A 20,399-nucleotide genomic window follows, 5' to 3' on the forward strand; every position below is an offset into this window, starting at 1 on the left:
ATTTAATTAAGAGCCTGGCCCGAAAACCAAGACGCGTGATCAATGATCAAAACTATCGGCAAAGCGGTGGTTAACATCCCGATGACCCGCTTCATCAAGCCTGACCACTATAATGACATCGCGCAAAGTCGCATCGGCGGGCAATTGCCAATAGTCAATTGCAATCTGCGGAGCGGGCACGTTTTCCAAACGGCCACTATCCACCTCGGCCAGGTATTCGCTATAGCTGTACACTGCCTCTTCTTCAAAATAGCCCACTAACCGATGAGCTGTGCGGCCCGAAACAACATAGAGAAACAAAAAGCTGGTAAAGAAAACCCCCTGCGCAAGCAAAATCAGCACCCGTTCCAAAAAGCTGGGCTGAGCAATTTGTACAAACGTCATCAGGTGCATGCGTTCGTTTTCAGCCTCTTCCAGCAGCGTGTGGATCCATTCCCGATTGTCTTCCATCCGACGAAGCGAGCGCATGTGCCCCACCATTCCGCCGACCATCCCGGGTACTGCGGCCACGGTTTCCAAAACCACCGCACGGTGACCATAGCGCTTTGCAAAAAAAAGGTCCGCAAAAAACCGCAACAGCCTGGTTAAGCGAAAGGCCACGCGGTCAGAAAAGCCCGACGGAGTGTGGTGTTTACTCAGCGGATCGCTGTTGTGTGTTGCTGCAAAAGACCCCGATGCTTCGTTCATGTCAACGATCTCCAAATTAAGCGTACCAAGACCCAAAAAAAATACTGCCGATGTGGGGAACGTTCGCGTCACTTATAATTACGAGGTTCACCAACCAGTTAGATCACTGTCCCTTGCATACTACTCGAATGTAATCATTTACTTTCTAGACGCTGGTGCTTGCCCCCCTCTGTCAACCTCAACGCGATTACGTCCGTGCTTCTTAGCTCGATAAAGTGCTTTATCGACACGGGCAATCATGGTGTCTGCGTTTTCATCTTGTTGGTGAACAGCGACCCCCAAGCTGGCATTGAGTACCCTTTTTTCAGCAAATTCGTGTTCCGCGATTCGCTTTCTAATCTGCTCGGCTAGAGTCTCGCAACCCTGTAGATCCGTGTCAGGGCAGATGATAAGAAACTCTTCACCGCCCCAGCGCCCGACAATATTGCTTTTACGAATAGATTGATCTTCAAGTTGAGCCTGCACATCATGCACTCCCTTTCCGATGGCGACGCCGACCAGGGCGGCCAGCACCGTATTGGATAAGGATTTTATGTTGGTCGGCGTGTTCAGGCCCCTGTTCTTTAAATCCAGCGCCAAAGCCCAACTAGAAAACCATTGCATAACTGCAAGCGCCCCTAAGTCAGCACCTACATTCCGGCTCGCCGATTGCACACACTGACTTACTCACCCACTCCATGAGGAATCAGCATAACACCAACCGAACGAGCACAGATCTGGCAGCAGCATATCACTGACTGGCAAACTACCGGCGTGGCACACTGGGTTATCCGCCTGGATGACGTGTTCAAACCGCTGAAGAACTTTAAAGCTTCGCTCGTCGGGGCTTTTTTCTGTCTGTGTTTTGTGTCGTTAGGAGAAGAGATCTTTCCCGGTTTTGTGAAAGGAAAAACCGGGACAGGTTTATTTTTAAACACTATCTCTGGTACAACTAAAGCCCAAATTACATCTATAAATCTGACCCGACTTCCGGTTTCCACGCTCCTGTTTCCGGGAATCCCAATGCCTGACTGGCGGAGGTGGCATGAAGTCTCTCTCGAACACAGGATTTGCGCTCTTTGGAGCAGCGCTGATTGCAATCAGCTACGGGCTCGCGCGCTTCGCATTTGGTCTATTTGTACCCCCTATCCGGGCCGAGCTGGGTCTTACGCCTGAAGTAATCGGTATCATCGGCGCGCTGCCGCTTATCAGTTTCCTTCTGGCGACGTTGGTAGCACCGCTCTCCGCCGATCGTCTCGGTGCCCGCAACACAGCCGTCCTGTCGTGTGGTTTCGGCGTCGTCGGTCTGGCGCTTATCAGCCAGGCGTCTAGTGCTTTGTCGCTCGGAGTGGGCGTGTTCGCGTGCGGCATCTGCACGGGTCTTATGATGCCGGCGCTCACGGCTGCCATGCAGGCGATGGTGAGCCGCTCGGTGCACGGCCGTGTCAGTTCAGTCATGAATGCGGGCACCAGCATTGGCGTGGCCGTTGCCGTACCGGTGGTTCTTTTCCTGTCTGGCGCTTGGCGCTCCGCGTACGTGTCCTTTGCCATCCTGGCTGGGATTGGCGTCGTTGCCGCGTGGTACTTTATCCCTTCCGTGTCTCGGGTCATTCCCGCGAACGCTGCGTCGACCACTCCAATCAGCGCCCTGCAGTGGTGGCGTCTGTTCAGGCTTTCGCTGTTTGCATTCGTGATGGGCTTCGTTTCCTCTGCGTACTGGATCTTCGCACCCGATTTACTGGTCACCCTCGGCGGCCTACCGCCTTCTGCAACCGGGTGGCTGTGGCTAGCGGTTGGCATTGCCGGCATCGGAGGTGCTGTGGTAGCCGACCTGGCCGATCGCAACAACCCACCCATTACACACTCACTGATGCTGGTGATGTTATCCGCGAGCTTGGCACTGCTTGCTGCCAGCCCTGATCAGCTGGTGCTCGCGGCATTCTCTGCGCTGGTCTTCGGTCTGGCCTATATGAGCCTGACGGGGCTCTATCTGATGACCGGTATTCGCCTGTTGCCGGGCCGATTGTCGATGGGGCCGGTACTGCCATTCATGGCTGTCTCGCTCGGGCAGGCAACTGGTTCGCCCGTTGTCGGCATGCTGGTGAGCGAATTCGGCTACGCCAATGCGTTTGCCACCTTTTCCGCCATCGGCATCCTGGTAGCAATGTTGTCGCCTCTGTACCCGCGCTACATTGACCATGAGCCCGAGGAGGAGGAACAGGTTGAAGACCAAACCGGTCTTCAGGCAGCTTACAATTACCAGCTCCTGGGCGAAGATGGCGAGCCTCTGGCACCCGTCGCGGATGAGGCCGAGAACCCTTAGCAGACCACAGCGACTTCAGGCGTCTTCTTGACTAACTTATTAGCTCTATCTCCAAAAGATGATTGTAGAAGTGCATTGCATGCGCCTGTTCATACTGTTGCTTGGTCATGCTTCCATAGGCGAAGTGCTCTACCAGCTGGTCATTATAGCCCTTAAACTTAATCATCGACTCCTTGAGCCGCTGATATGCATAGGTAATATCGCCGCTTTCTTTGATCAAAGGAGCCCCTGGAATTGCCTCGCTCAAGTCATGAGTCATTTTTCCTTTTGCAGAAAACGCGGCAAATGCCAGTTTGCCAACTGTATTCTTGAAAAGGGCTGGCTTGTGCTCAGGGAAGGTGGACATCGAGAACTCGACGCTCTGGGCCGAATGAACCAATATTTGATAGATATTCCATTTAGGATTCTACACACCCTAATTTTATGACTCTTCATACAGTTGATACCACTAATGATCCACTGAAAATACCGTAAACCGCTACAGGATGAGTCATGGTTAAGTTTATTGGCATTTTTTGATCGGTCGTCTGGCGCAACTCGTACATGCAGGCTCAATCAATTAGGGAGGAAGTTATGACGATTCGTGTTTCAACGCACGCACTGGGTGCGCTGCTGATACCGATGCTTCTGGCCGGTTGCAATGCCGTTGGCAACTGGAGTCACGGCGGGGTCGCCGCAACAAACACCGCGACACTGGAGCCGGTGCGTGGAGAAATACGAACCGTCGCAATGCTGCAGATTCGCCCCGGCAACGTTGCCGTCAGTGCGGAAGGCCGTGTTTTTTCTACCATCCATCCGATGGACGGTGATCACGACGTCCAGCTCATTGAGGTGACCGGCCCCCACAGCTACCGTGCCTGGCCGTCCACCGAGGTTCAGACGCACAATGGTAACTACCAGGATGCCACGATCGACTCGCCTCTAGGCATCGCACTGGATGGCCAGGGTGGGCTCTGGATTACCGACACCGGCAATCATCTGGGCAAAACCCGAATCTGGGGGTTTACTATCGCCTCCGGTGAATTAATCCAGAAAGTGACCCTGCCAGCAGATGTGGCGCCGAAAGGCAGTTTTATCCAGGATCTGGTGGTTGACCGCAAACGAGGCTTTGCCTATCTGGCGGATATCGCCAATCCCGGCCTGCTGACGGTAAACCTGGCAAGTGGCGACACCTGGCGCTTTCAGGGTCATGCGTCGCTTCAACCTCAACCCAATGCGCCCCTGGTAATCAATGGCGAGGCCATACAGTTTGGCGGCGCACCAGCGAACGTCGGGGCCAACCCCATCACCCTGTCGGATGACCGCAGCACCGTCTACTTTGGCGCCATGAATGGTCTGGACTGGTTTAGCGTGCCAGCCAGACTGTTGCGCAAGCACGCCAGTGCTCAGCAAGTTGCGGATGCGATTGTCCGGGTTGGGCCCAAACCGGTGTCCGACGGTGCCGATACTGACGCTGAAGGCCGCCACTTTTTCACCAACCTGAATCACAACGGCATTGATGCTCTGCTGCCCGGGGGTAGCCTCGAACCCCTGGTACGAGACGAGCGCCTCAGCTGGCCTGACAGTGTCCGTATGGGCCCACAGGGCTGGCTCTATGTTGCGGTCAACCAGCTGCACAAAGCGCCTCCCTTCACCGGTGGTAAAGATCAAGGCAAGCCGCCCTACTCTATCTATAAGGTCTGGGTTGGAAGCGTTGAAGAGTAACACTGCAATCACTCGTGGCTGCTCTTACTCTGGCAGGCCTGCCACGCCTGAATCGATCAGGGTCTGTATGTCATCCGCGGAATAGCCGCAGCCTGCCAGCAAAGCCGCAGTGTCCTGACCGAGAGCCGGGGCGCCTTGCAAAGGTTGCGTTGGCGCGGCTGAAAATCGGGCCGGGGCGCGGGTCTGGCGAATATGGCCAGCCTGCGGGTGGTTATACTCCACCAGTAAGTCATTGGCCTGAACCTGTGGATGGTTCAACACCTCCGTGCGGGTCAGTACCGGCGCGCAGGGCACCGACTCTTCTTCCAGCCGCGCCAGCCACTGCTCTGCCGAGTCTGTCCTGATCACGGACTGGATCAGATCGAGCCGAACGTCGATGTTTTTCTGCCGTAGCTCTGCCGTCAAGAACCTCGGGTCCTCGGCCCATTCCGGCCGATTCACAGCGCGGATCAGCGCCTGCCACTCGCGGTCATTCTGCACCGCAATAGTGATATAGCCGGTAGTGGTCTCGTAGATCAAATCCTGAAAACTGGCAGCGGCCTGCTGTGGCAGTTCGCCTTGCACAAACGTTTGGCTGCCCATGTCAGAACTCCACAGAAACGCGATGATGGCGTCCAGCATGGACAGCCGGACATGTTGACCCTCACCGCTGCGCTCACGGGCAAACAGGGCCGCGGTAATGGCCTGGGCAGCAACAACGCCAGTGAGTTTGTCAGGCAAAATCGTTCTGACCAGTTGCGGACGCCGTTGGTCAGTGCCGGCCTGCACCGTGGCCAGTCCAGACAGGGCCTGGATCAGCGGATCGTAAACCGGCCGTTGGGCGAAGGGGCCGGTGTCACCAAACCCACTGATGGACACCATAATCAGGTTCGGAGCCACCTTACGCAATTCGCCCTCGCCCAGGCCCATTCTGTCGATTACACCGGGACGGAAATTCTGCACAAACACATCAGCGGTAGCCACCAGTTTTAACAGCGCTTCGCGACCCGCTGGCTCTTTCAGGTTGAGCGCGACCGATTTCTTGTTGCGGTTGTTATTGAGAAAAGACGCTGACACATTGCCCTGCCGGTTGGCGGCAGACCGGGTAAAATCGCCACCGGACGGATTCTCGACCTTGATCACCTCGGCGCCTTGGTCCGCCAGCATCATGGTCGCCAGAGGGCCAGACACCATGGCGGTCAGGTCAATAATTCGGATGCCGTTGAGTGGGCCAGTCATATAGGTGCTCCTGTTATTTAGGTACTTCTATCATTTAGGTGCTAAATGCCATCTCTACTGACCCGATGGTACTCGTCGCTGATGATCCATGAGTATTCATATCCGAGCTGATCCAGATTAGCCGATACCCTTTAACCCAATCGCGACCGTATATCGAGGGAGATAAAACGCTTGTTACACACGAGCTTAAACCGTTAATGCTTAGCGATAACCACCGAAACGTTAGAAGGGAAGAAAATTTGTCGTCACAACGTCGTAATTGGAATGTCTGGTTAACCCTGCTGTTCGGCGCTTTAGGGCTTATTCACGTATTCAGTATGTCCGCAAGCGCTGTGGCAGAATTGCCCCACATACTGGCGGCACTAACCGTTCTGATCCCGCTGACGATGTTTGGCGTTGTGTTGCGAAACCCATGGCCAGCGGCATTGGCGCTCGTTTTCCTCGCGGTTATAAACGTAACGCTGACCTGAGGGTTGCTGAGGCCATCAAAAATTGACGCCAGACCAGTGACGGGTTTTTGCAGCGCCGTGGGTTTTATTCGCCTTAGGTAGCGTGGCATACAGAGACGCAATAACGATCAGTGACCCACCGAACCACCCCAGCGGTCCAATGTCTTCACCTAACCACCACACAGCAAAGATAGCTCCAAATGCTGGTTCCGACCCCATCAACAATGAAACTTTAGAGGGGCTGAGTTTTCGAGTCCCGTAATTTTGTACGAAAAAGGCAAATATCGTACAAAATACAACCAGATAAACAACTATTAACCAGAAGTTGCTGGAACTCGGGAGTCGCATCAAAAAGTCGGGCTCAGTGGCCCAAAGTGCTACCAAAGCGCCTGCGGCGACAACGCCAGACTGGATTCCGGTCAAGCTGATGGTTGATATATCTTTGCCGGTGGTCAGTTTCTTGGTGGTGGTGACCATAAAGGCACGTAAAACCGCAGCGACCAGTATCAAGGCGTCGCCCAGGTTAAACGCCATGTCATGGCTAATGGTTAAAAGCCCTACCCCCGTGAAAGAGGCCACGGCGAGGATGAAACTTTCCCGGCGCGGCTTTTGATTGAAGATCAGCCACTCGGTATAAGGCGTGAACAGCACACACAGGCTAATCAGGAGTGCGGCGTTAGCGGCACTGGTATGAAGTACACCGTAGGTCTCAAACACGAAGACGGCCAGCAATATGCAGCCGGTTGGTAGGCCAACGCGCCAATCGCGACCCTTGCCTGCTCTGTACTCCCTGATGAAGAATGGGAGCAGGCAGAAAAAAGTCAGCGAAAATCGAATCGCAACAAATCCCATAACGGAATAAAAAACCAGCGCTTCTTTTGATAGGCCGTAACTGGTTCCCCAAAAGGCTGCAACCAGCAACAGAAGACACTCCGCGACGGGGAAAGCGTTCCCTGGTTTAGCCTTCATCGCGAATACCTCTACCTTGCTGATCGCCTTTTACGCTACCCATGTCTTTCATCGTCTTTACCATCCCTTTTAACAGACTTGTGGCTCAATCAGAGCAAGTATGTTATCCAAATGGCACGACCGACATTAGCCCGTTTTAGTGCAAAGGAGTCTTTCGTTATGAGCATAAATCGAGCAATCGCACTGATGCAGGACATGGCCGTCTTTGTCGCCGTTGTTGAAGCGGGTTCGTTTACCTCTGCCGCCAAAAAGCTCGGCGCGACCACATCCTCTGTGAGCCGGCAGGTTTCACGTCTTGAAGAGTGCCTTCACGTCAAACTGCTGGAACGGACCACTCGGAACCTTCGTCTTAACGCTGCAGGTAAACGAGTTTTCGCGCAATGCCGGATAACTCTAGACTCTGCACGTGATGTGCTGGACGTAGCGGATCAGATTTGTGGCGAGCCTCAAGGGCGGCTGAAAATCGGCGTACCCAAGGCTTATGGTTCCCAAGTATTGAAAACCATCATTCCGTCTTTTCTGAACACGTATTCCAGTGTCGAGATTCAGCTTCTGGTTACCGACAGAACAATGGATCCATTTTACGATGACGTCGATATTCTGGTAACAATCACGGATAAACCGGTTGAGAGCTTAGTTGCCGTTTGTTTGGGTGAGGTACGTTCGGTGCTTTGCGCATCTGAACGTTACATTGCAAAAAGAGGACATCCTGTTCATCCGAGTGAACTGGCTGACCACGACTGCCTCTCACTGGGCGAGTCGGCCCTCGACAACGTCTGGTCTTTCGCCAAAGGGCGCGAGACAGCGAGCGTCACGACCTCGGGTCGCTATATCGCCAACCACACCGAAATTCGCAAAGACGCGGTTTTAAACGGGTTCGGAGTGGGCCTGTTTCCCGACTTTTCGGTAACGGATGAAATTGAAACGGGGGTTATGACTCAGATACTGGCGGATTGGTCGATTGTCGGGAAATACCAAGGGCAGGTAAATCTGCAGTACCCACAATCACGATATATCTCACCGTTGGTCAGAGCATTTGTCAATTTCGCCAAAGAAAATTTAGGGGCCGGAGCAGTTCAGGTTTCGTAACAACGAAACAGGCTAGCGTAATAATGGCCCGGCCAGGCGCTGTTTCTGTGCCCGGACAGCTTCCGTCAGAAAGTCCATCAAGGCATGAATCCTCACGACGCCTCGCAGGTCCGGGTGCATCAGAAACCACAAGCCGTATTCCAGCTCGGGGATGGGATTTGTAAGCTGGATAATGTCCGGGTCTTCGTCCGCCAGATAACAGGGCAGAACGGCCAGCCCCATGCCAGAGCGAATAGCGCTGAGTATGCTGACCAGAGTATCAACACGGTAGACACAGGCTGCCTTCAGCTCGTTATTGTCCATCCACTGATCCAATGCTGAATCCTTTAGTCTTGGCCCCGCACCAATCCAAGGTTGGCTGACAAGCGCCTCGACGGAAGCCCCCGGTGTCAGACCAAAGCTTCGGTGTCCGTAGACGGCCTGGCCAATGGTGGTCAGCGGTCGGCCGATCAGATTTTCAGGGGGACTGTTGGACGGGCGAATGGCGACGTCCGCTTCCCTGCGTGTCAGGTTGAACAGCTCGTTGGAGATGGCAACATCCAACACGATGCCTGGATATTTATGCCGGAATTGCGTGAACAGAGGCGCCAGCAATCCCATCAACAGGGAGTCCGTTGTGGTCGTCCAGATTTCTCCACTGGGCTCCAGGTCCCGACCGGCGACTTTACGTTCGGCTGCCAAGGCGGCCTCATCCATAATTCTGGCCGTGTCGGCGAGTTCTTCCCCTGCAAGAGTTGGCCGGTAACCGGTACGACTTCTCTCAAAGAGCGTAACGCCCAAGCGCTGTTCAATATCTCCCAACCGCCGGAAAATAGTCGCGTGACTTACACCCAGGGCGCGTGAGGCGCCAGATAGAGAGCCTGCGTTTACGATTGCAAGGATGATTTCAAAGTCATTCCATGCCAGAAGACTCCGTGTTTTCTGGGTAACGGTAGAGGACTGTTTACTCGGCTTCCCTGTTTTTTTTTGCAAAGTCTGTACTCATCTTTTTGGAATAGTTTGCATTTTAAAACAACATTAGCATGTACCTGAACCCATGAGAAAACCAACGCTCCCGTTTCTAGGGGCGATGTTATGGAGATCAGAGGCATGATGATTTCAGAAGAGGTACGGTATTTTCAGAGTGGCGGCCCGGTTACTCACCGGGAAGACGGTGAAGTGGCAGACAGGAGTGTCGACGACTCGCTTGAGGGAACTATCCCGCTCAGATACCGGGATGGGGTGGGAGGTATTGATCTTGAGCAGGTGAGGCGGGATCAGCTCCAGGCTAGGCGACAGGTCGTCCGGGCGATGATAAGACGCTTGGAAAAGCTGCTGCGTCGGCGTTGAGAAGTCGGAGGCGCGAATGCGCGCAGCCTCGTTCTAAGAGCCTGCGCGGTAGCAGCGTTTTAAGCATCGATCTGAATGGCATTGCCACTGCCAGCCCAGAATGACGTTTGGCACGGCCAAAAGAATTGTAAACACGGTTTTCCCTGCGACCACTTGAAATGATCTGGGCAATCGGCCGCACCTCCAACGCCGATAAGTGGGTCACTTTTAAACTGGTGTTGACAGACTCCATAAAGATAACTGTGCTGGGTTCGGGGGGGGTGGGGGGAAGCCATGTTGGCACATGGCCTGGATCATGGTCTGACGTAGAGGTATCATGACGAACACTCCTCTTTTGACGGCCTTCTTGGGCTAATCAAAAGTGTCCGTCAAATCACCTGATCTCGCGGGAAATTCCCCGGCCCATTCGCTAACGCGAAGCGGTTTAGTTCAACGCCAACAGCACGTGCGGCGGCGGAATGGAGGCGAAGCCGCAATGCAGTAGCCGAGCCTGTGATTGTTATATTCCTGCCTCGTCCACGTCTATGGTTTCAGGCTCAGCGTGAGCTTGCTTCACCCACTCGCCCATTTGTTCATGGTCGAGAATGAAGCGCATGTATTCTGCAGATACAGTCGAGACGTTGATCCCATAGGTTTTAAATCGCGACGCAACCGGAGCGAACATGCAATCCGCAATAGAGAACTCACCGAACAACCACGGACCAACACTCGAATAGATTTCTCGGTACTGTGACCAGATTTGATCTATCCGAGCTAACTCCCGTTCAAGAGTCGCATTGAGAGGGACTTTGCGCCCGATCGCGCGGCAATTCATTGGCAATTGGCCTCGAATCGCTGGAAAGCCAGAGTGCATTTCAGCACTGCAGGATCTTGCCTCTGCTCGTGCACGAACGGAACTCGGCCATCCGCCGCCATCCAGATACTGCTCTGAAATGTACTCGCAAATTGCCAGCGAATCCCAGATGGTCAGATCACCGTCTTTAAGCAAAGGAACTTTCCCTGCATCAGTATGCTGGGCGATAGTGGCGCGAGTATCGTCCTGGTTCAGTGAAATCCGCACTTCCTTAAAAGCCAGACCGTGAACCGAAAAAAACAGCCATGGCCTTAACGACCATGACGAGTAATTCTTATTCCCTATGACGAGTTCCACAATTCACTCCTTGAAATATAACGCCGGTCTGAAGCCGCAGATCGGCGTAAAATCGGTCGTTGTGCAGCTGATTGTTAAATCTTTATGCGTACGGCATCCTGTACAGGAGCGATCTTATGGATGCAATTAGCTACACAGCTGCAAGAACCAATTTAGCAAAAACCATGGGTAAGGTCTGTGAAGACCGTTCGCCAATTATTATCCCGGAGCAAATCGCAATCCGTGGTAATGATCTCGCGAAGACTACGAAGCGCTGCAGGAGACCGCCTACCTTCTGCGTGCACCTAAGAATGCCCGCCGATTATTGGAATCCGTTGCCGAATTGGAGCACGGCGGCGGACAGGAAAAGGAACTTTTTGAATGAAGCTCATCTTCTCCGAGAATGCCTGGGAAAACTATCTGTACTGGCAAAAAACCGACAAAAAGGTGCTTAGCCGAATAAATGAAGAAGATCACATGGTCTACAAGGTCACGGATGACGCCCTACTTATCGTTCAGCTCCGGTATCATTACTGATTTAACGCCTGCAATAAACGGCGCAAGAAACGAGCGCCCGGCGACCGTAGGGAGTGTACTTGAGAAACTTTTCAGCATTTTATTTACTCAACTCTACGCTGTTTTAGAATTTTTGATATTTCATTTAATGCATTTTTCTCTTCAATTTTAGATACATCCGGCTCAACAGTTGCCTTAAATAATTGAAATGCTGGAAAGACTAAACCACCGCCCGTTAATAATGTTGGCTAAAATGTTGAACGAAGTGAAGACAGTCAACTTTACTTTGTTCCTGTTTAATTTCTTGTTATTTTGTTTAGCTGATAATTATCACCAACTGCACCCACATGACTAGTACAATGCTACTTGATAACAAAAATGCCAAAAACCTATGAATTGGATTGTTATATGTAACATGAATAACTGAGTGAATTATACGAAAGGCAACAAAAGCCCAAGCAAAACCTAGCATTATTTTGTTGTTAATATCTAAAGTTAGCAGGATAATACCAACCGCATAAAACAAAATTGGAACTTCAAGTAAATTTGAAAAATTACGACCTAGTTTAACTATGTTATCGGGTGGAGTATATCCAGAGAATAACTTAAAATACCTGCGATCCACTAATCCTTTTTTCGCACTAATTAAGCGAGATATTCCCGTACTAAATCCAATAAAAAATGTAAGAACTACAAGTGCAAACATTGGGTAAATAATTTCCATTTATGGATAAACTCCTTCAGTTGAATAAAAACATAACGTCAAAATCAAGCGGCGCCCCATTTGGGCGTCCGCTAAGTCGGTAACGAATTTGAATGACTGATTAAAAAGCAATTGCACCCGTTTACCGCCACTGTTCTACCGAAAACTGATGCTCGATGACCTCATAATGCTTTACCGAAAGGTCAGGCTCAAGCTCATAAATCTCATCTTTAGGGTACAAGCGTGCCCGCGAAATATCGTTGCCAGAAAAGGTCTTGATTGATTCGAGCTTTTCCCAATATGTGATGAGAGTAAGTTCAACTTTGTGGGCCAGAGTGTGGCGAAAAATCTGAGCACCGAGAAAGCCCGGTGTTGAGGAAGAGTCCTTGATGCCGGTTTCGTACAGATAAGCAGTAAACCCTGCGCTATGGCACTCAGGTACCCGACACTTCCATTCCCTGGCGATCATGATTCAGTGCTCTCCCTTGCGTTGTAACGAGGCTGTAGAAAAACCCTCGAGACTTTTTGATGACGCTACTACGTAAAATCTGGGTGTGCTTTCGATGATAAGTCCTCCAGATTTTAAGAATAGGCGCTATTTTTAGATCGTTTATTAACAATTTCAGATCGATTATCGCCTTCGACCTTTTTTTACAGCCTCAACGCTTAGCTTAGCGGCAACCTTGTATCGCGATGGAGAAGCCGTTGCCGTAACTGATCGGGCTATGTTTTGATGCTACGCAGAAACTTCCTAGATACATTGTCATGAATCCACCATGCTAGCGCTTGCCGGTTACCTGTCTTGTCGTAGTACTCAACAAACGAATTAACAACAAATACCTCATGAAAAATGAAACAGACAAGCGCAGGTTTTGGCATCAATGATGGCCTGGTTATGTGAGTTTAGTCGACAACGAACAGCTTGGCCCCCTGCTCTGTCGATGAACGGTGAAGCTCTGCATTGTCTGCGACCTGATAGCTCGAACCAGGGCTGAGTACAAAACGGCGACCGTCCTCCAGTTCGGTATGAAGTTCCCCTTCTAGACAGAGAAGTATGTGCCCCTTCGCACACCAATGATCGGCCAAATAGCCTGGACTATACTCGACCATACGCACTCGGATATCGCCAAAATTTCGGGTTCTCCAGTAAGCCGAACCGTGCTCTCCCGAGTGCTCGGTCTTCTCAACGTCAGACCAGTCAGTGACTCCAAAAGGTAAATCCGTGATGTTCAAGGTTGTTCCTCCTTCATGAAGGAGGAACAACAGTCACCGCCTGAGGCGTTTCGGGACAGAAGCGTCCCGCGCTTCACATGGCAGGATGAAAGCACCTGAGCCGGTGAGGAGCGGGGCGGATTTATAACACCAGTGCGCGCAAGTCCGCCAGGAACTTGTCCACCTGGGCCTCGGTGGTGGACCAGGAACAGACCAGACGGGAGCAGCCACCAATAAAATTATAGAACCGCCAACCCTTGGCGCGGAGCGCAGTCTGGACCAATTCCGGCAACGCCACGAACACACCGTTCACTTGGCGCGGGTAGCGCAGCTCAACTCCCGGCAGCCCCGCCAGCCCATCGGCTAGTCTTTTTGCACAGGCATTGGCATGGCGGGCGTTGTCCAGCCAGACATTTCCCGCCAGCAAACCGCACCAAGGCGCGGAGATAAAGCGCATTTTCGAAGCCAGCTGTCCGGCCTGCTTGCATCGCCACTCGAAATCTTCCGCCAGTTGCCGGTTGAAGAACACAACCGCTTCACCCAGCGCCAGGCCGTTCTTGGTGCCGGAGAAACACAGCACATCGACGCCCACCTTCCAGGTGATCTCCGAAGGATGTACCTCCAGCGCCGCCACCGCATTGGCAAAGCGGGCGCCATCCATATGAATACTGAGTTTATGGCGATCGGCCACGGCCCGGATGGCAAGGAGCTCCCCGGGCGTGTAAACGGTACCCAGCTCCGTCGCCTGGGTGAGGCTCAGGGCTTTGGGTTTGGGAAAGTGGATGTCACTGCGCTTGGTCACCAGCTGCTCGATACTTGCTGGCGTCAGCTTGCCATCGGGCCCATGCCCCAGCAACAATTTGGCACCATTGGACGCATACTCCGGCCCACCGCACTCGTCTGTCTCGATGTGCGCCATCTCATGGCAGATCACACTGTGGAACGACTGGCCGATAGAGGCCAGCGCCAGCGAGTTGGCGGCGGTGCCGTTAAAGACGAAGTAGACATCGCAGTCGGTATCAAAAAGCGTGCGCAGGCCATCAGAGGCCCGCTGAGTCCAGACGTCCTCACCATAGGCTGGCTCGTCCGCCCGGTTGGCCTCGGCCATGGCGGCCCAGGCCTGCGGGCAAATACCACTGTAATTGTCGCTGGCAAACTGCTCAAACTGAGACACAATTACGCTCCTGAAATCATGGTCCGGTTAGCGGACAGCCCTTTACGTTACACGGTTCTGGCCATTACGCCAGTAACGCCAACGCCTGACGCGCTAACCAAGCAAGCTAATGATGTGCTACAAGGGTAAACCAATTGTCCCTATAAAAGCTCTTTGCGAATCATCGACCGGCATAGAAACGGCGTTATGGTCGTGTGTACTTTGAAATCAGCATTACCTCATATACGCCCATACGCTTTACAGCAGAGCCGCTGGCCTATTTGTGGGTAGCTGAAAGCCCTGACACCATAGACCAGGAAACCGGCGAAGTGCTGGGAGAAAACCCACACATTTACCTGATGATGAAATGGCAGGTGCCGTTCAAGCATTTTGCAGCTTGGGCGTCGCGGATTGAGGCGTTATGGGGCCACGGTTTCGCCCGCCTGGAAAAAATTAAAGACCCACAAAAAGCCGGAGCCTATGTAGCAAAGGCCGCTGGCTACCTAAGCAAAGCACAAGGCAAAACGGACCAGGGAAACATCAGAGGCAACCGTTACGGCATAAGCGCCAGAGCCAGAGCGCCTAGCTGGATTGAATGCGAACGGCACCAGGTCGGCCTCATGGGCTGGCTCTTAGCCGAAGCACACGAGAAGTGGCAAACCAAACACGGCCCTAAGATCACAATGTGAGAGTTTTTGAAAAAGAAACTGAATGGCGGAGACATAACCATAAAAGCCGGGAAAAAAGTCCAGATTCTGGCTGCACAAGGAGGCGAACGCCAGGCCATAGGTAAAACACTAGGAAAGGTACGACGTGAGATCGAACTTCTCCCAAGAATAAGCAAGTATGGCGCTGTATTTAAAAACGAAGAGCAGAAAGACCGGTTCATAGCTTGGGCGCAGCGTCATGGGTGGTCAAAACGACCGCAGGAAAGCCTATGGCTGAAGCAATGGCGACAGAATCAGTTATTTCGAAGGAATGAGTCGCGACTGCATGCTAGTGCGGAAGATTTTGCTGCTTGGTACCAGCAAGTAGATTCGGGTGAACTCAAGATAGCCGATGTCGGCTCAGGAACCGAACCGCCCGATGAGAGGTTCAGTTACGACGTTTCATTGCTTATCTTTGATGAGCCGCCTGGAACTTCGCTGCCCATGCTACCAAGCACTCACTGTACGCACCACCAACATGGGTAAAATGAGCGTCTCGACGATGATTAGTAATGATCAGCGTCAAATATCGAGGCCTGTCTGATCCAAAGCTACTCCACTGTACAATTTGATCGCTTGGAATAATATCAATAAAAGTATGCACGCTTCTTGATGATCGCTATCTCAGGTCATCGAAAGCTTTGTCTAGATCAGAAATAAACTCACTTGGGAGCTTGGTAGCCGTAACAAAGTAGCGAACTAAACTCATGGAAAACTGCCGTATTCTTTTATTGCTAGCAATTAAACTGGATAAATGAGCATCTTTTTTCTCATCTATTGGAGTAACAGATCTCATTGCCAACTCACGAAGCGGATTGACACACTTTTGTATGTCCGCTGGTGAATCGAGAAGACTCCTACACAATTCAACGAACATTGGCCATCCATTAAATTCGGCCTCTTCCTGAGGCAAGCTTTTATTCTGAGAGGCAAATGCGGATTTGAGCTTATTACGAAGCCGTAGGCTATCCCTTCCTCCCCATATATAAAATCTCACAACGCGTTCAAAGTCATCAAGCTCCGCATCAAAATCAACAACATTCCGGAGGTCGTGGATAATCTGGGCCATGAGAAATGCAAAGCTTGAAGTTGCATGATAGAAAATCGCTCTATGCTTTGATTTCGCTGGATCAAACTCTCCCCTAGATTTTTGGAATGCGGTAATAAGCTGTCTCAAAACTTTAGTAACATCTTTTTCAAGCGGCACGTTAATATTGCTTATTTTGAAACATTGTTCAAAATGATTATTGCCAACTTTTGCATTAAAAAGCGAAACCCAATTATCGATTTTTGTTGAATAACAGTAATCAACATTAAAGTCTATTGAGCACGACTCAGCGTAATTGGAAAACTGGCTGTCGTCAAAGAGATGAACATTTATAGTCTTCGCCGACAAACGGTGAGCCTCAGATGCTTTCCTCCTTAACAAAACAAAAGCTTCATCACAACCCGCATACTGCATTAAACCAGAGGCCCAGAATGCACGATTTATTGGGCTTACTTTTGATGTTTTACAGTCAAAAAGAATCTTTTGAGGCTGACCTGTTGGCTCTATTTTGACCCCCAACACGTCAAAATCTGTGATGACGGTCTCTGTTTCTGATAGCTCACGGAAATTGAGAACATCCACTTCGAGAAACGGTATCAACCCATTAATAAGGCAAAAACGAACTGCCGACTCCTTTTGGTACAAGTCTTTATCTAAAGCTGCCATTAGTGGAGCTCCATAATAAGCTGATCAAATTGCTCAGCCGCTTCTGCATCTGCACCGACGGATTTTCGTTTCTTAAGCTCCACCGACGATAGGATTGATTGTATATAGCTATCATCCTTTGACAGTGCTATCCGGGCTTCTTGATTCAAATCCAAGTTTTTTGTTTCTCCAGTGCTCAACAAATCAATTGCTAAATTTAATGCAGCTTTGTTCTCGTCGGTTTTTATAAGATGAAACTGATACTTATTGCCAGACGCATGGCGGAACTTACCAACGCGCATTGAAACAAGGTTCTTATACTGATTTTGTGCTTCAGAGTTTGCGCCTAGGTAGCCCCGATCCTTCAAAGCCGACAGAATAGCTAGAGGATTCTTGATGCGGTATGACTCTGCCAAAAGTTGCCCTTTACGGACGCAGGAGACAAGAGCCATAGCTCTCTCATATATCTCACGGTTAATGGAGTCTAATCTTTCGCCACCCGGGCGAGGGGTAAAGACAAACGACTCCACCTTATTGGCAAACTTTATTGATGGAGGCTTGAGTACACCCTCTGTGCATAGTTGAACCAATAACGATTTTTGAACAGAGGTTAATTTCTGCCCTCCTAGGGCGAGATTTGTTTCAATCATGGACAACGGCCAACCTTGGTTTTTCTTAATAACATCGACAACAAACGCGATATCATCGGCACCTGACTTGACAGAAATATCAACAAGCTGATCTAAATTGTCAGCGAAATAAAATGGACTTGCTATCACATCGCGACCACGCGTGCGAAATTGTTTAAAATAATTACCTGTAGTGCCAATGTCTATACATCGACTCATAAGAGGGCTATCAATTCCAGTCTTCGCAATTAGTCGATCTCTGTTTTCTGGTTTTTTTTGTAGCTCCGATAAAATCAACAAAGTGCCCTGTTCATGTTCATTTAAATCCGAGAAGTTAAAACGGTCACCAACACCGTCATATATGTCTTGAAACCTAGGAATATCAGGAATTATGCTTTCAATCTTCGTGCTCTTAGTTACGAGCTTTACATATTCAATTTCAGCAAGAATTTCGAGGCATGCTCTGAGCTCAGATGAATGAATGCCAAAGTAATGGTCGCTGACTCTGCGAAGAATTTCGTAATCGATTTCTGCTAGACCTCTAAAATGAATAGCTAGAGTTGTGGCCATGCCCATGATTCTGAGGGTATCAAAATCAGGTACATCGGTATTACCAAGACCGGACTGTATATCATAAGAAAGTTCAATTAATTGCTTGCCTTTCAGCATAGAAAATCGTCCTTGGCGGCAGATGAGTCAGAAAAATTCTTTTGGGTTGACTGTGCTGACTTTAACTTTCAACCACTCGAAAATTCTGATGTATCAGCGAAAAAGTCTGCATTTATCGCCGAGGGTAGTGTTGACGGCAGCTCTAGGCAAGCATCAATCCGCTTTAAAGTGCCTACATAGCGTCTACACAAAAAAAATATCGAGCTAGGCGAAGTGAAAAAACCTTAACCTGTTGATTTATATGGTGCTCCGAGCCGGAATCGAACCGGCACGACCGTGAGGTCGAGAGATTTTAAGTCCTTTTGTTTGAGCTTGAACAATCCCCGTTGAGCATTAAGAGCTTTGAATTTTCAACCGCTTAGATCATAATAGTCCCTATTGTGTATCACGTAATTTTGAATTGAAGTGATGCACCACTGATGCACCAGAGATGCACGAGGGACACCATGACCGATACCAAAAAGCCAACCAAGCAAACGCTAAACAAAACCAACCTAGACCGCATGGAAGCGACAGACGGAAAGCGCCGCATTGTTTGGGATACCGCAATACAGGGCTATGGTGTCCGCATAATGCCGAACGGCGGCAAGACCCTGTTTTTTCAGGCCCGCTTCAATGGCGAAGTGATCCGCGTAACTATTGGTCGCTATTCAGGCGTAGCAGCCAGCGCCGAAGCAGGCCGTAAACGTGCAAAAGAGATCAACGCAGACCTAGCCAACGGCATAGACCCCCGCCCCGAACGCAAGGCCGCAGACGCCGCCACGTTTGGCGATATGCTGACCGGCTATGTGGATCTGCTGGAATCCAAAGGCAAGAAATCAGCCCGGAATGTGCAAAACCAGATAACCGCAGACGTTGAGAAAAAGCAGCGGAAGCTGTGGAATAAACGCGCCATTGAAATAGACCTAGATGATTGCGTGAAAATCGTTGCGACTATTAGGGATCAGGGCAAGCTACGCCAAGCCGACAAGATCCGCTCTTATATCCGCTCAGCCTTTACCGAAGCAATCAAAGCGCGCGGCAACGTAAACGCCCCGGCCAAGTTGCGAAACATGAATATTAAGATGAATCCTGCCCGCGATATGGTGAAGGTGGAAGGCTCCAGCCAGGCTAGAACACGCGCCCTTTCCCTTTCGGAGTTTCAAGCGTATTGGAAGCGCCTAAAAGAGCAGCCAGAGCCGGGCCGCTCCCTTGGCATGATTCACGTTCTAACCGGCGGACAACGCATTAAGCAGCTATCCCGCGTCACCCTGAATGACATAGACCGGGAAGATTTGACCATGACCATACAGGACTACAAGGGCCGCAGAACCACGCCATACCAGCACAAGATCCCCCTAATGCCGGAGGTGGTCGCCTGTATTGATCGCATAACCGGCGCTGGTGAATATATGTTCAGTTGTGACGGTGGCATAAAGCCCGCCCATGATCTTTACCTGAATGATCTGGTGAACCGAATCCGCAAAGATATGGACAAGGCCGGGGAACTGGAAAAGGGAACCTTTACCGCTGGCACCATCCGAGCAACCATTGAAACCCGGCTAGGCAAAGACCCGTACAAAGTCCCCCGCTGGATACGTGGCTATTTAGCCAGTCACGGATTAGGTGGCGTTCAGGCCCGCAATTATGAGCATGATGATTACCTAGAGGAAAAACTAGACGCGCTGCAAAAGCTGCAACGCATGGTAGAAGGTGAGCCGGAGCCAACCGCCCAGGTTATCCCGTTTAACAGGGAGGCGAGCGCATGAACGAAAACACCCTGCGCCTATTACTCGAGAACGCACTGGAACTCAAGAAACCGGAATACGCCCGCAGCCTTATTCGGGTAGCCATGGCAGACAATCTGCCTATTGAGAAGCTAACAGATCTGCACTTTCGCGCTATGTTGCTGCTAGCCGCGCCAGAACAGGAGACTCGCGGCAGACCCCAAGACCCGGCGGCGGATAGGCTTTTATGGCTCTTAAACCTAGCATGTAAGGTCAAGGCCGAAATAACAGGAGCCAGTTTCTCAAAAACGTGGGCGGCCTTCTGCGAGAAAACGAGACCCAGAATTGATACTAATGATCTTTGGCGTTGTTCCAATATTTTGCTGCTATTAATACGTAACAACAACCGAGAGGCAAGGATAGCAATCAAGGCTTTTGAGCTAACAACGACAGACCTGAAACCGTGGTCAATTGTGAATAAATAAGCCTCTTTTTGTTGTTACGCGCCCCCAATGATGAAACCCAGAACATGGCC

General features: G+C 50.9%; 22 protein-coding genes, 1 tRNA gene and 1 pseudogene. 10 read left to right on the forward strand and 14 right to left on the reverse strand.

Annotated elements, in window-relative coordinates; all coding sequences use genetic code 11:
* Positions 1 to 39: 39 nt before the first annotated feature.
* Together ATG98_RS18690 and ATG98_RS18695 are read right to left on the reverse strand one after the other, a co-directional pair.
* The gene (locus ATG98_RS18690; protein WP_098418511.1) at positions 40 to 687 is read right to left on the reverse strand and encodes an alternative oxidase; all 648 of its coding nucleotides are present in this window, start codon (positions 685 to 687) and stop codon (positions 40 to 42) included.
* 138 nt (positions 688 to 825) lie between these two features.
* The gene (locus ATG98_RS18695; protein ID WP_098424065.1) at positions 826 to 1,290 is read right to left on the reverse strand and encodes a GGDEF domain-containing protein; all 465 of its coding nucleotides are present in this window, start codon (positions 1,288 to 1,290) and stop codon (positions 826 to 828) included.
* A gap of 421 nt (positions 1,291 to 1,711) precedes the next feature.
* Here ATG98_RS18695 and ATG98_RS18700 point away from each other — a divergent pair, with 421 nt between their 5' ends.
* Positions 1,712 to 2,989, forward strand: a complete 1,278-nt coding sequence (locus tag ATG98_RS18700; RefSeq protein WP_098424066.1) for an MFS transporter — start codon at positions 1,712 to 1,714, stop codon at positions 2,987 to 2,989.
* Positions 2,990 to 3,020: 31 nt separating this feature from the next.
* Here ATG98_RS18700 and ATG98_RS18705 read toward each other — a convergent pair whose 3' ends face one another.
* On the reverse strand, positions 3,021 to 3,380 hold the full coding sequence (locus tag ATG98_RS18705; protein ID WP_098418514.1) for a DUF1569 domain-containing protein: 360 nt from the start codon (positions 3,378 to 3,380) through the stop codon (positions 3,021 to 3,023).
* A gap of 182 nt (positions 3,381 to 3,562) precedes the next feature.
* On the opposite strand from ATG98_RS18705, the gene ATG98_RS18710 reads away from it, so the two are divergent.
* Positions 3,563 to 4,693: an L-dopachrome tautomerase-related protein gene (locus ATG98_RS18710; RefSeq protein ID WP_098424067.1), complete on the forward strand. Its 1,131-nt coding sequence runs from the start codon at positions 3,563 to 3,565 to the stop codon at positions 4,691 to 4,693.
* A 24-nt stretch (positions 4,694 to 4,717) separates the two neighbouring features.
* Here ATG98_RS18710 and ATG98_RS18715 read toward each other — a convergent pair whose 3' ends face one another.
* A complete protein-coding gene (locus tag ATG98_RS18715) occupies positions 4,718 to 5,911 on the reverse strand; it encodes a CaiB/BaiF CoA transferase family protein (protein WP_098424068.1) in 1,194 nt (397 codons plus the stop codon).
* Positions 5,912 to 6,150: 239 nt separating this feature from the next.
* Between ATG98_RS18715 and ATG98_RS18720 the strand changes: the two genes are divergently transcribed.
* The gene (locus tag ATG98_RS18720; protein WP_098424069.1) at positions 6,151 to 6,381 is read left to right on the forward strand and encodes a hypothetical protein; all 231 of its coding nucleotides are present in this window, start codon (positions 6,151 to 6,153) and stop codon (positions 6,379 to 6,381) included.
* 15 nt (positions 6,382 to 6,396) lie between these two features.
* Here ATG98_RS18720 and ATG98_RS18725 read toward each other — a convergent pair whose 3' ends face one another.
* Positions 6,397 to 7,329: a DMT family transporter gene (locus ATG98_RS18725; protein ID WP_098424070.1), complete on the reverse strand. Its 933-nt coding sequence runs from the start codon at positions 7,327 to 7,329 to the stop codon at positions 6,397 to 6,399.
* A gap of 159 nt (positions 7,330 to 7,488) precedes the next feature.
* Here ATG98_RS18725 and ATG98_RS18730 point away from each other — a divergent pair, with 159 nt between their 5' ends.
* Positions 7,489 to 8,418, forward strand: a complete 930-nt coding sequence (locus ATG98_RS18730) for a LysR family transcriptional regulator (RefSeq protein ID WP_179888216.1) — start codon at positions 7,489 to 7,491, stop codon at positions 8,416 to 8,418.
* 12 nt (positions 8,419 to 8,430) lie between these two features.
* Here ATG98_RS18730 and ATG98_RS18735 read toward each other — a convergent pair whose 3' ends face one another.
* Both ATG98_RS18735 and ATG98_RS18745 read right to left on the reverse strand, forming a co-directional pair.
* On the reverse strand, positions 8,431 to 9,390 hold the full coding sequence (locus tag ATG98_RS18735; RefSeq protein WP_098418520.1) for a LysR family transcriptional regulator: 960 nt from the start codon (positions 9,388 to 9,390) through the stop codon (positions 8,431 to 8,433).
* Between the two features lie 856 nt (positions 9,391 to 10,246).
* Complete coding sequence (locus ATG98_RS18745; protein WP_098418522.1) at positions 10,247 to 10,897, reverse strand: glutathione S-transferase family protein; 651 nt, start codon at positions 10,895 to 10,897, stop codon at positions 10,247 to 10,249.
* A gap of 116 nt (positions 10,898 to 11,013) precedes the next feature.
* Between ATG98_RS18745 and ATG98_RS22585 the strand changes: the two are divergent.
* Positions 11,014 to 11,261 (forward strand): annotated as a pseudogene (locus ATG98_RS22585) (type II toxin-antitoxin system Phd/YefM family antitoxin).
* Positions 11,258 to 11,413, forward strand: coding sequence for a type II toxin-antitoxin system YoeB family toxin (locus ATG98_RS18755; protein WP_098418523.1), 156 nt, complete (start codon positions 11,258 to 11,260; stop codon positions 11,411 to 11,413). Before ATG98_RS22585 ends, ATG98_RS18755 begins: the two are co-directional and overlap by 4 nt.
* Positions 11,414 to 11,708: 295 nt before the next feature.
* Here the strand turns inward: ATG98_RS18755 and ATG98_RS18760 are convergent, their stop codons facing one another.
* From ATG98_RS18760 to ATG98_RS18775, 4 genes are all read right to left on the reverse strand, one after another.
* Positions 11,709 to 12,116, reverse strand: coding sequence for an MAPEG family protein (locus tag ATG98_RS18760; protein ID WP_098418524.1), 408 nt, complete (start codon positions 12,114 to 12,116; stop codon positions 11,709 to 11,711).
* 121 nt (positions 12,117 to 12,237) lie between these two features.
* Positions 12,238 to 12,564, reverse strand: coding sequence for an antibiotic biosynthesis monooxygenase family protein (locus ATG98_RS18765; RefSeq protein WP_098424072.1), 327 nt, complete (start codon positions 12,562 to 12,564; stop codon positions 12,238 to 12,240).
* Between the two features lie 434 nt (positions 12,565 to 12,998).
* On the reverse strand, positions 12,999 to 13,328 hold the full coding sequence (locus tag ATG98_RS18770; RefSeq protein ID WP_098418526.1) for a DHCW motif cupin fold protein: 330 nt from the start codon (positions 13,326 to 13,328) through the stop codon (positions 12,999 to 13,001).
* Positions 13,329 to 13,449: 121 nt separating this feature from the next.
* A complete protein-coding gene (locus tag ATG98_RS18775) occupies positions 13,450 to 14,484 on the reverse strand; it encodes a threonine aldolase family protein (RefSeq protein ID WP_228706286.1) in 1,035 nt (344 codons plus the stop codon).
* 191 nt (positions 14,485 to 14,675) lie between these two features.
* On the opposite strand from ATG98_RS18775, the gene ATG98_RS18780 reads away from it, so the two are divergent.
* Positions 14,676 to 15,149, forward strand: a complete 474-nt coding sequence (locus tag ATG98_RS18780; RefSeq protein WP_098424074.1) for a hypothetical protein — start codon at positions 14,676 to 14,678, stop codon at positions 15,147 to 15,149.
* Positions 15,150 to 15,155: 6 nt separating this feature from the next.
* Complete coding sequence (locus ATG98_RS18785) at positions 15,156 to 15,653, forward strand: hypothetical protein (protein ID WP_098424075.1); 498 nt, start codon at positions 15,156 to 15,158, stop codon at positions 15,651 to 15,653.
* 133 nt (positions 15,654 to 15,786) lie between these two features.
* Here the strand turns inward: ATG98_RS18785 and ATG98_RS18790 are convergent, their stop codons facing one another.
* The 3 genes from ATG98_RS18790 to ATG98_RS21940 all read right to left on the reverse strand — a co-directional run bounded on the left by ATG98_RS18790 (position 15,787) and on the right by ATG98_RS21940 (position 18,479).
* Positions 15,787 to 16,881 (reverse strand): hypothetical protein, encoded by a 1,095-nt coding sequence (locus ATG98_RS18790; protein ID WP_098424076.1) that lies wholly within the window; start codon positions 16,879 to 16,881, stop codon positions 15,787 to 15,789.
* Positions 16,881 to 18,158, reverse strand: coding sequence for a hypothetical protein (locus tag ATG98_RS18795; protein WP_218925897.1), 1,278 nt, complete (start codon positions 18,156 to 18,158; stop codon positions 16,881 to 16,883). The genes ATG98_RS18790 and ATG98_RS18795 overlap by 1 nt, the downstream gene beginning before the upstream one ends.
* Positions 18,159 to 18,400: 242 nt before the next feature.
* Positions 18,401 to 18,479, reverse strand: a tRNA-Leu gene (locus tag ATG98_RS21940).
* A gap of 125 nt (positions 18,480 to 18,604) precedes the next feature.
* On the opposite strand from ATG98_RS21940, the gene ATG98_RS18800 reads away from it, so the two are divergent.
* On the forward strand, positions 18,605 to 19,906 hold the full coding sequence (locus ATG98_RS18800; protein ID WP_098424077.1) for an integrase family protein: 1,302 nt from the start codon (positions 18,605 to 18,607) through the stop codon (positions 19,904 to 19,906).
* The gene (locus ATG98_RS18805) at positions 19,903 to 20,349 is read left to right on the forward strand and encodes a hypothetical protein (RefSeq protein WP_098424078.1); all 447 of its coding nucleotides are present in this window, start codon (positions 19,903 to 19,905) and stop codon (positions 20,347 to 20,349) included. The genes ATG98_RS18800 and ATG98_RS18805 overlap by 4 nt, the downstream gene beginning before the upstream one ends.
* Positions 20,350 to 20,399: the final 50 nt, after the last annotated feature.

The sequence above is a fragment of the Marinobacter sp. LV10R520-4 genome, assembly GCF_002563815.1.
GTDB lineage: Bacteria > Pseudomonadota > Gammaproteobacteria > Pseudomonadales > Oleiphilaceae > Marinobacter.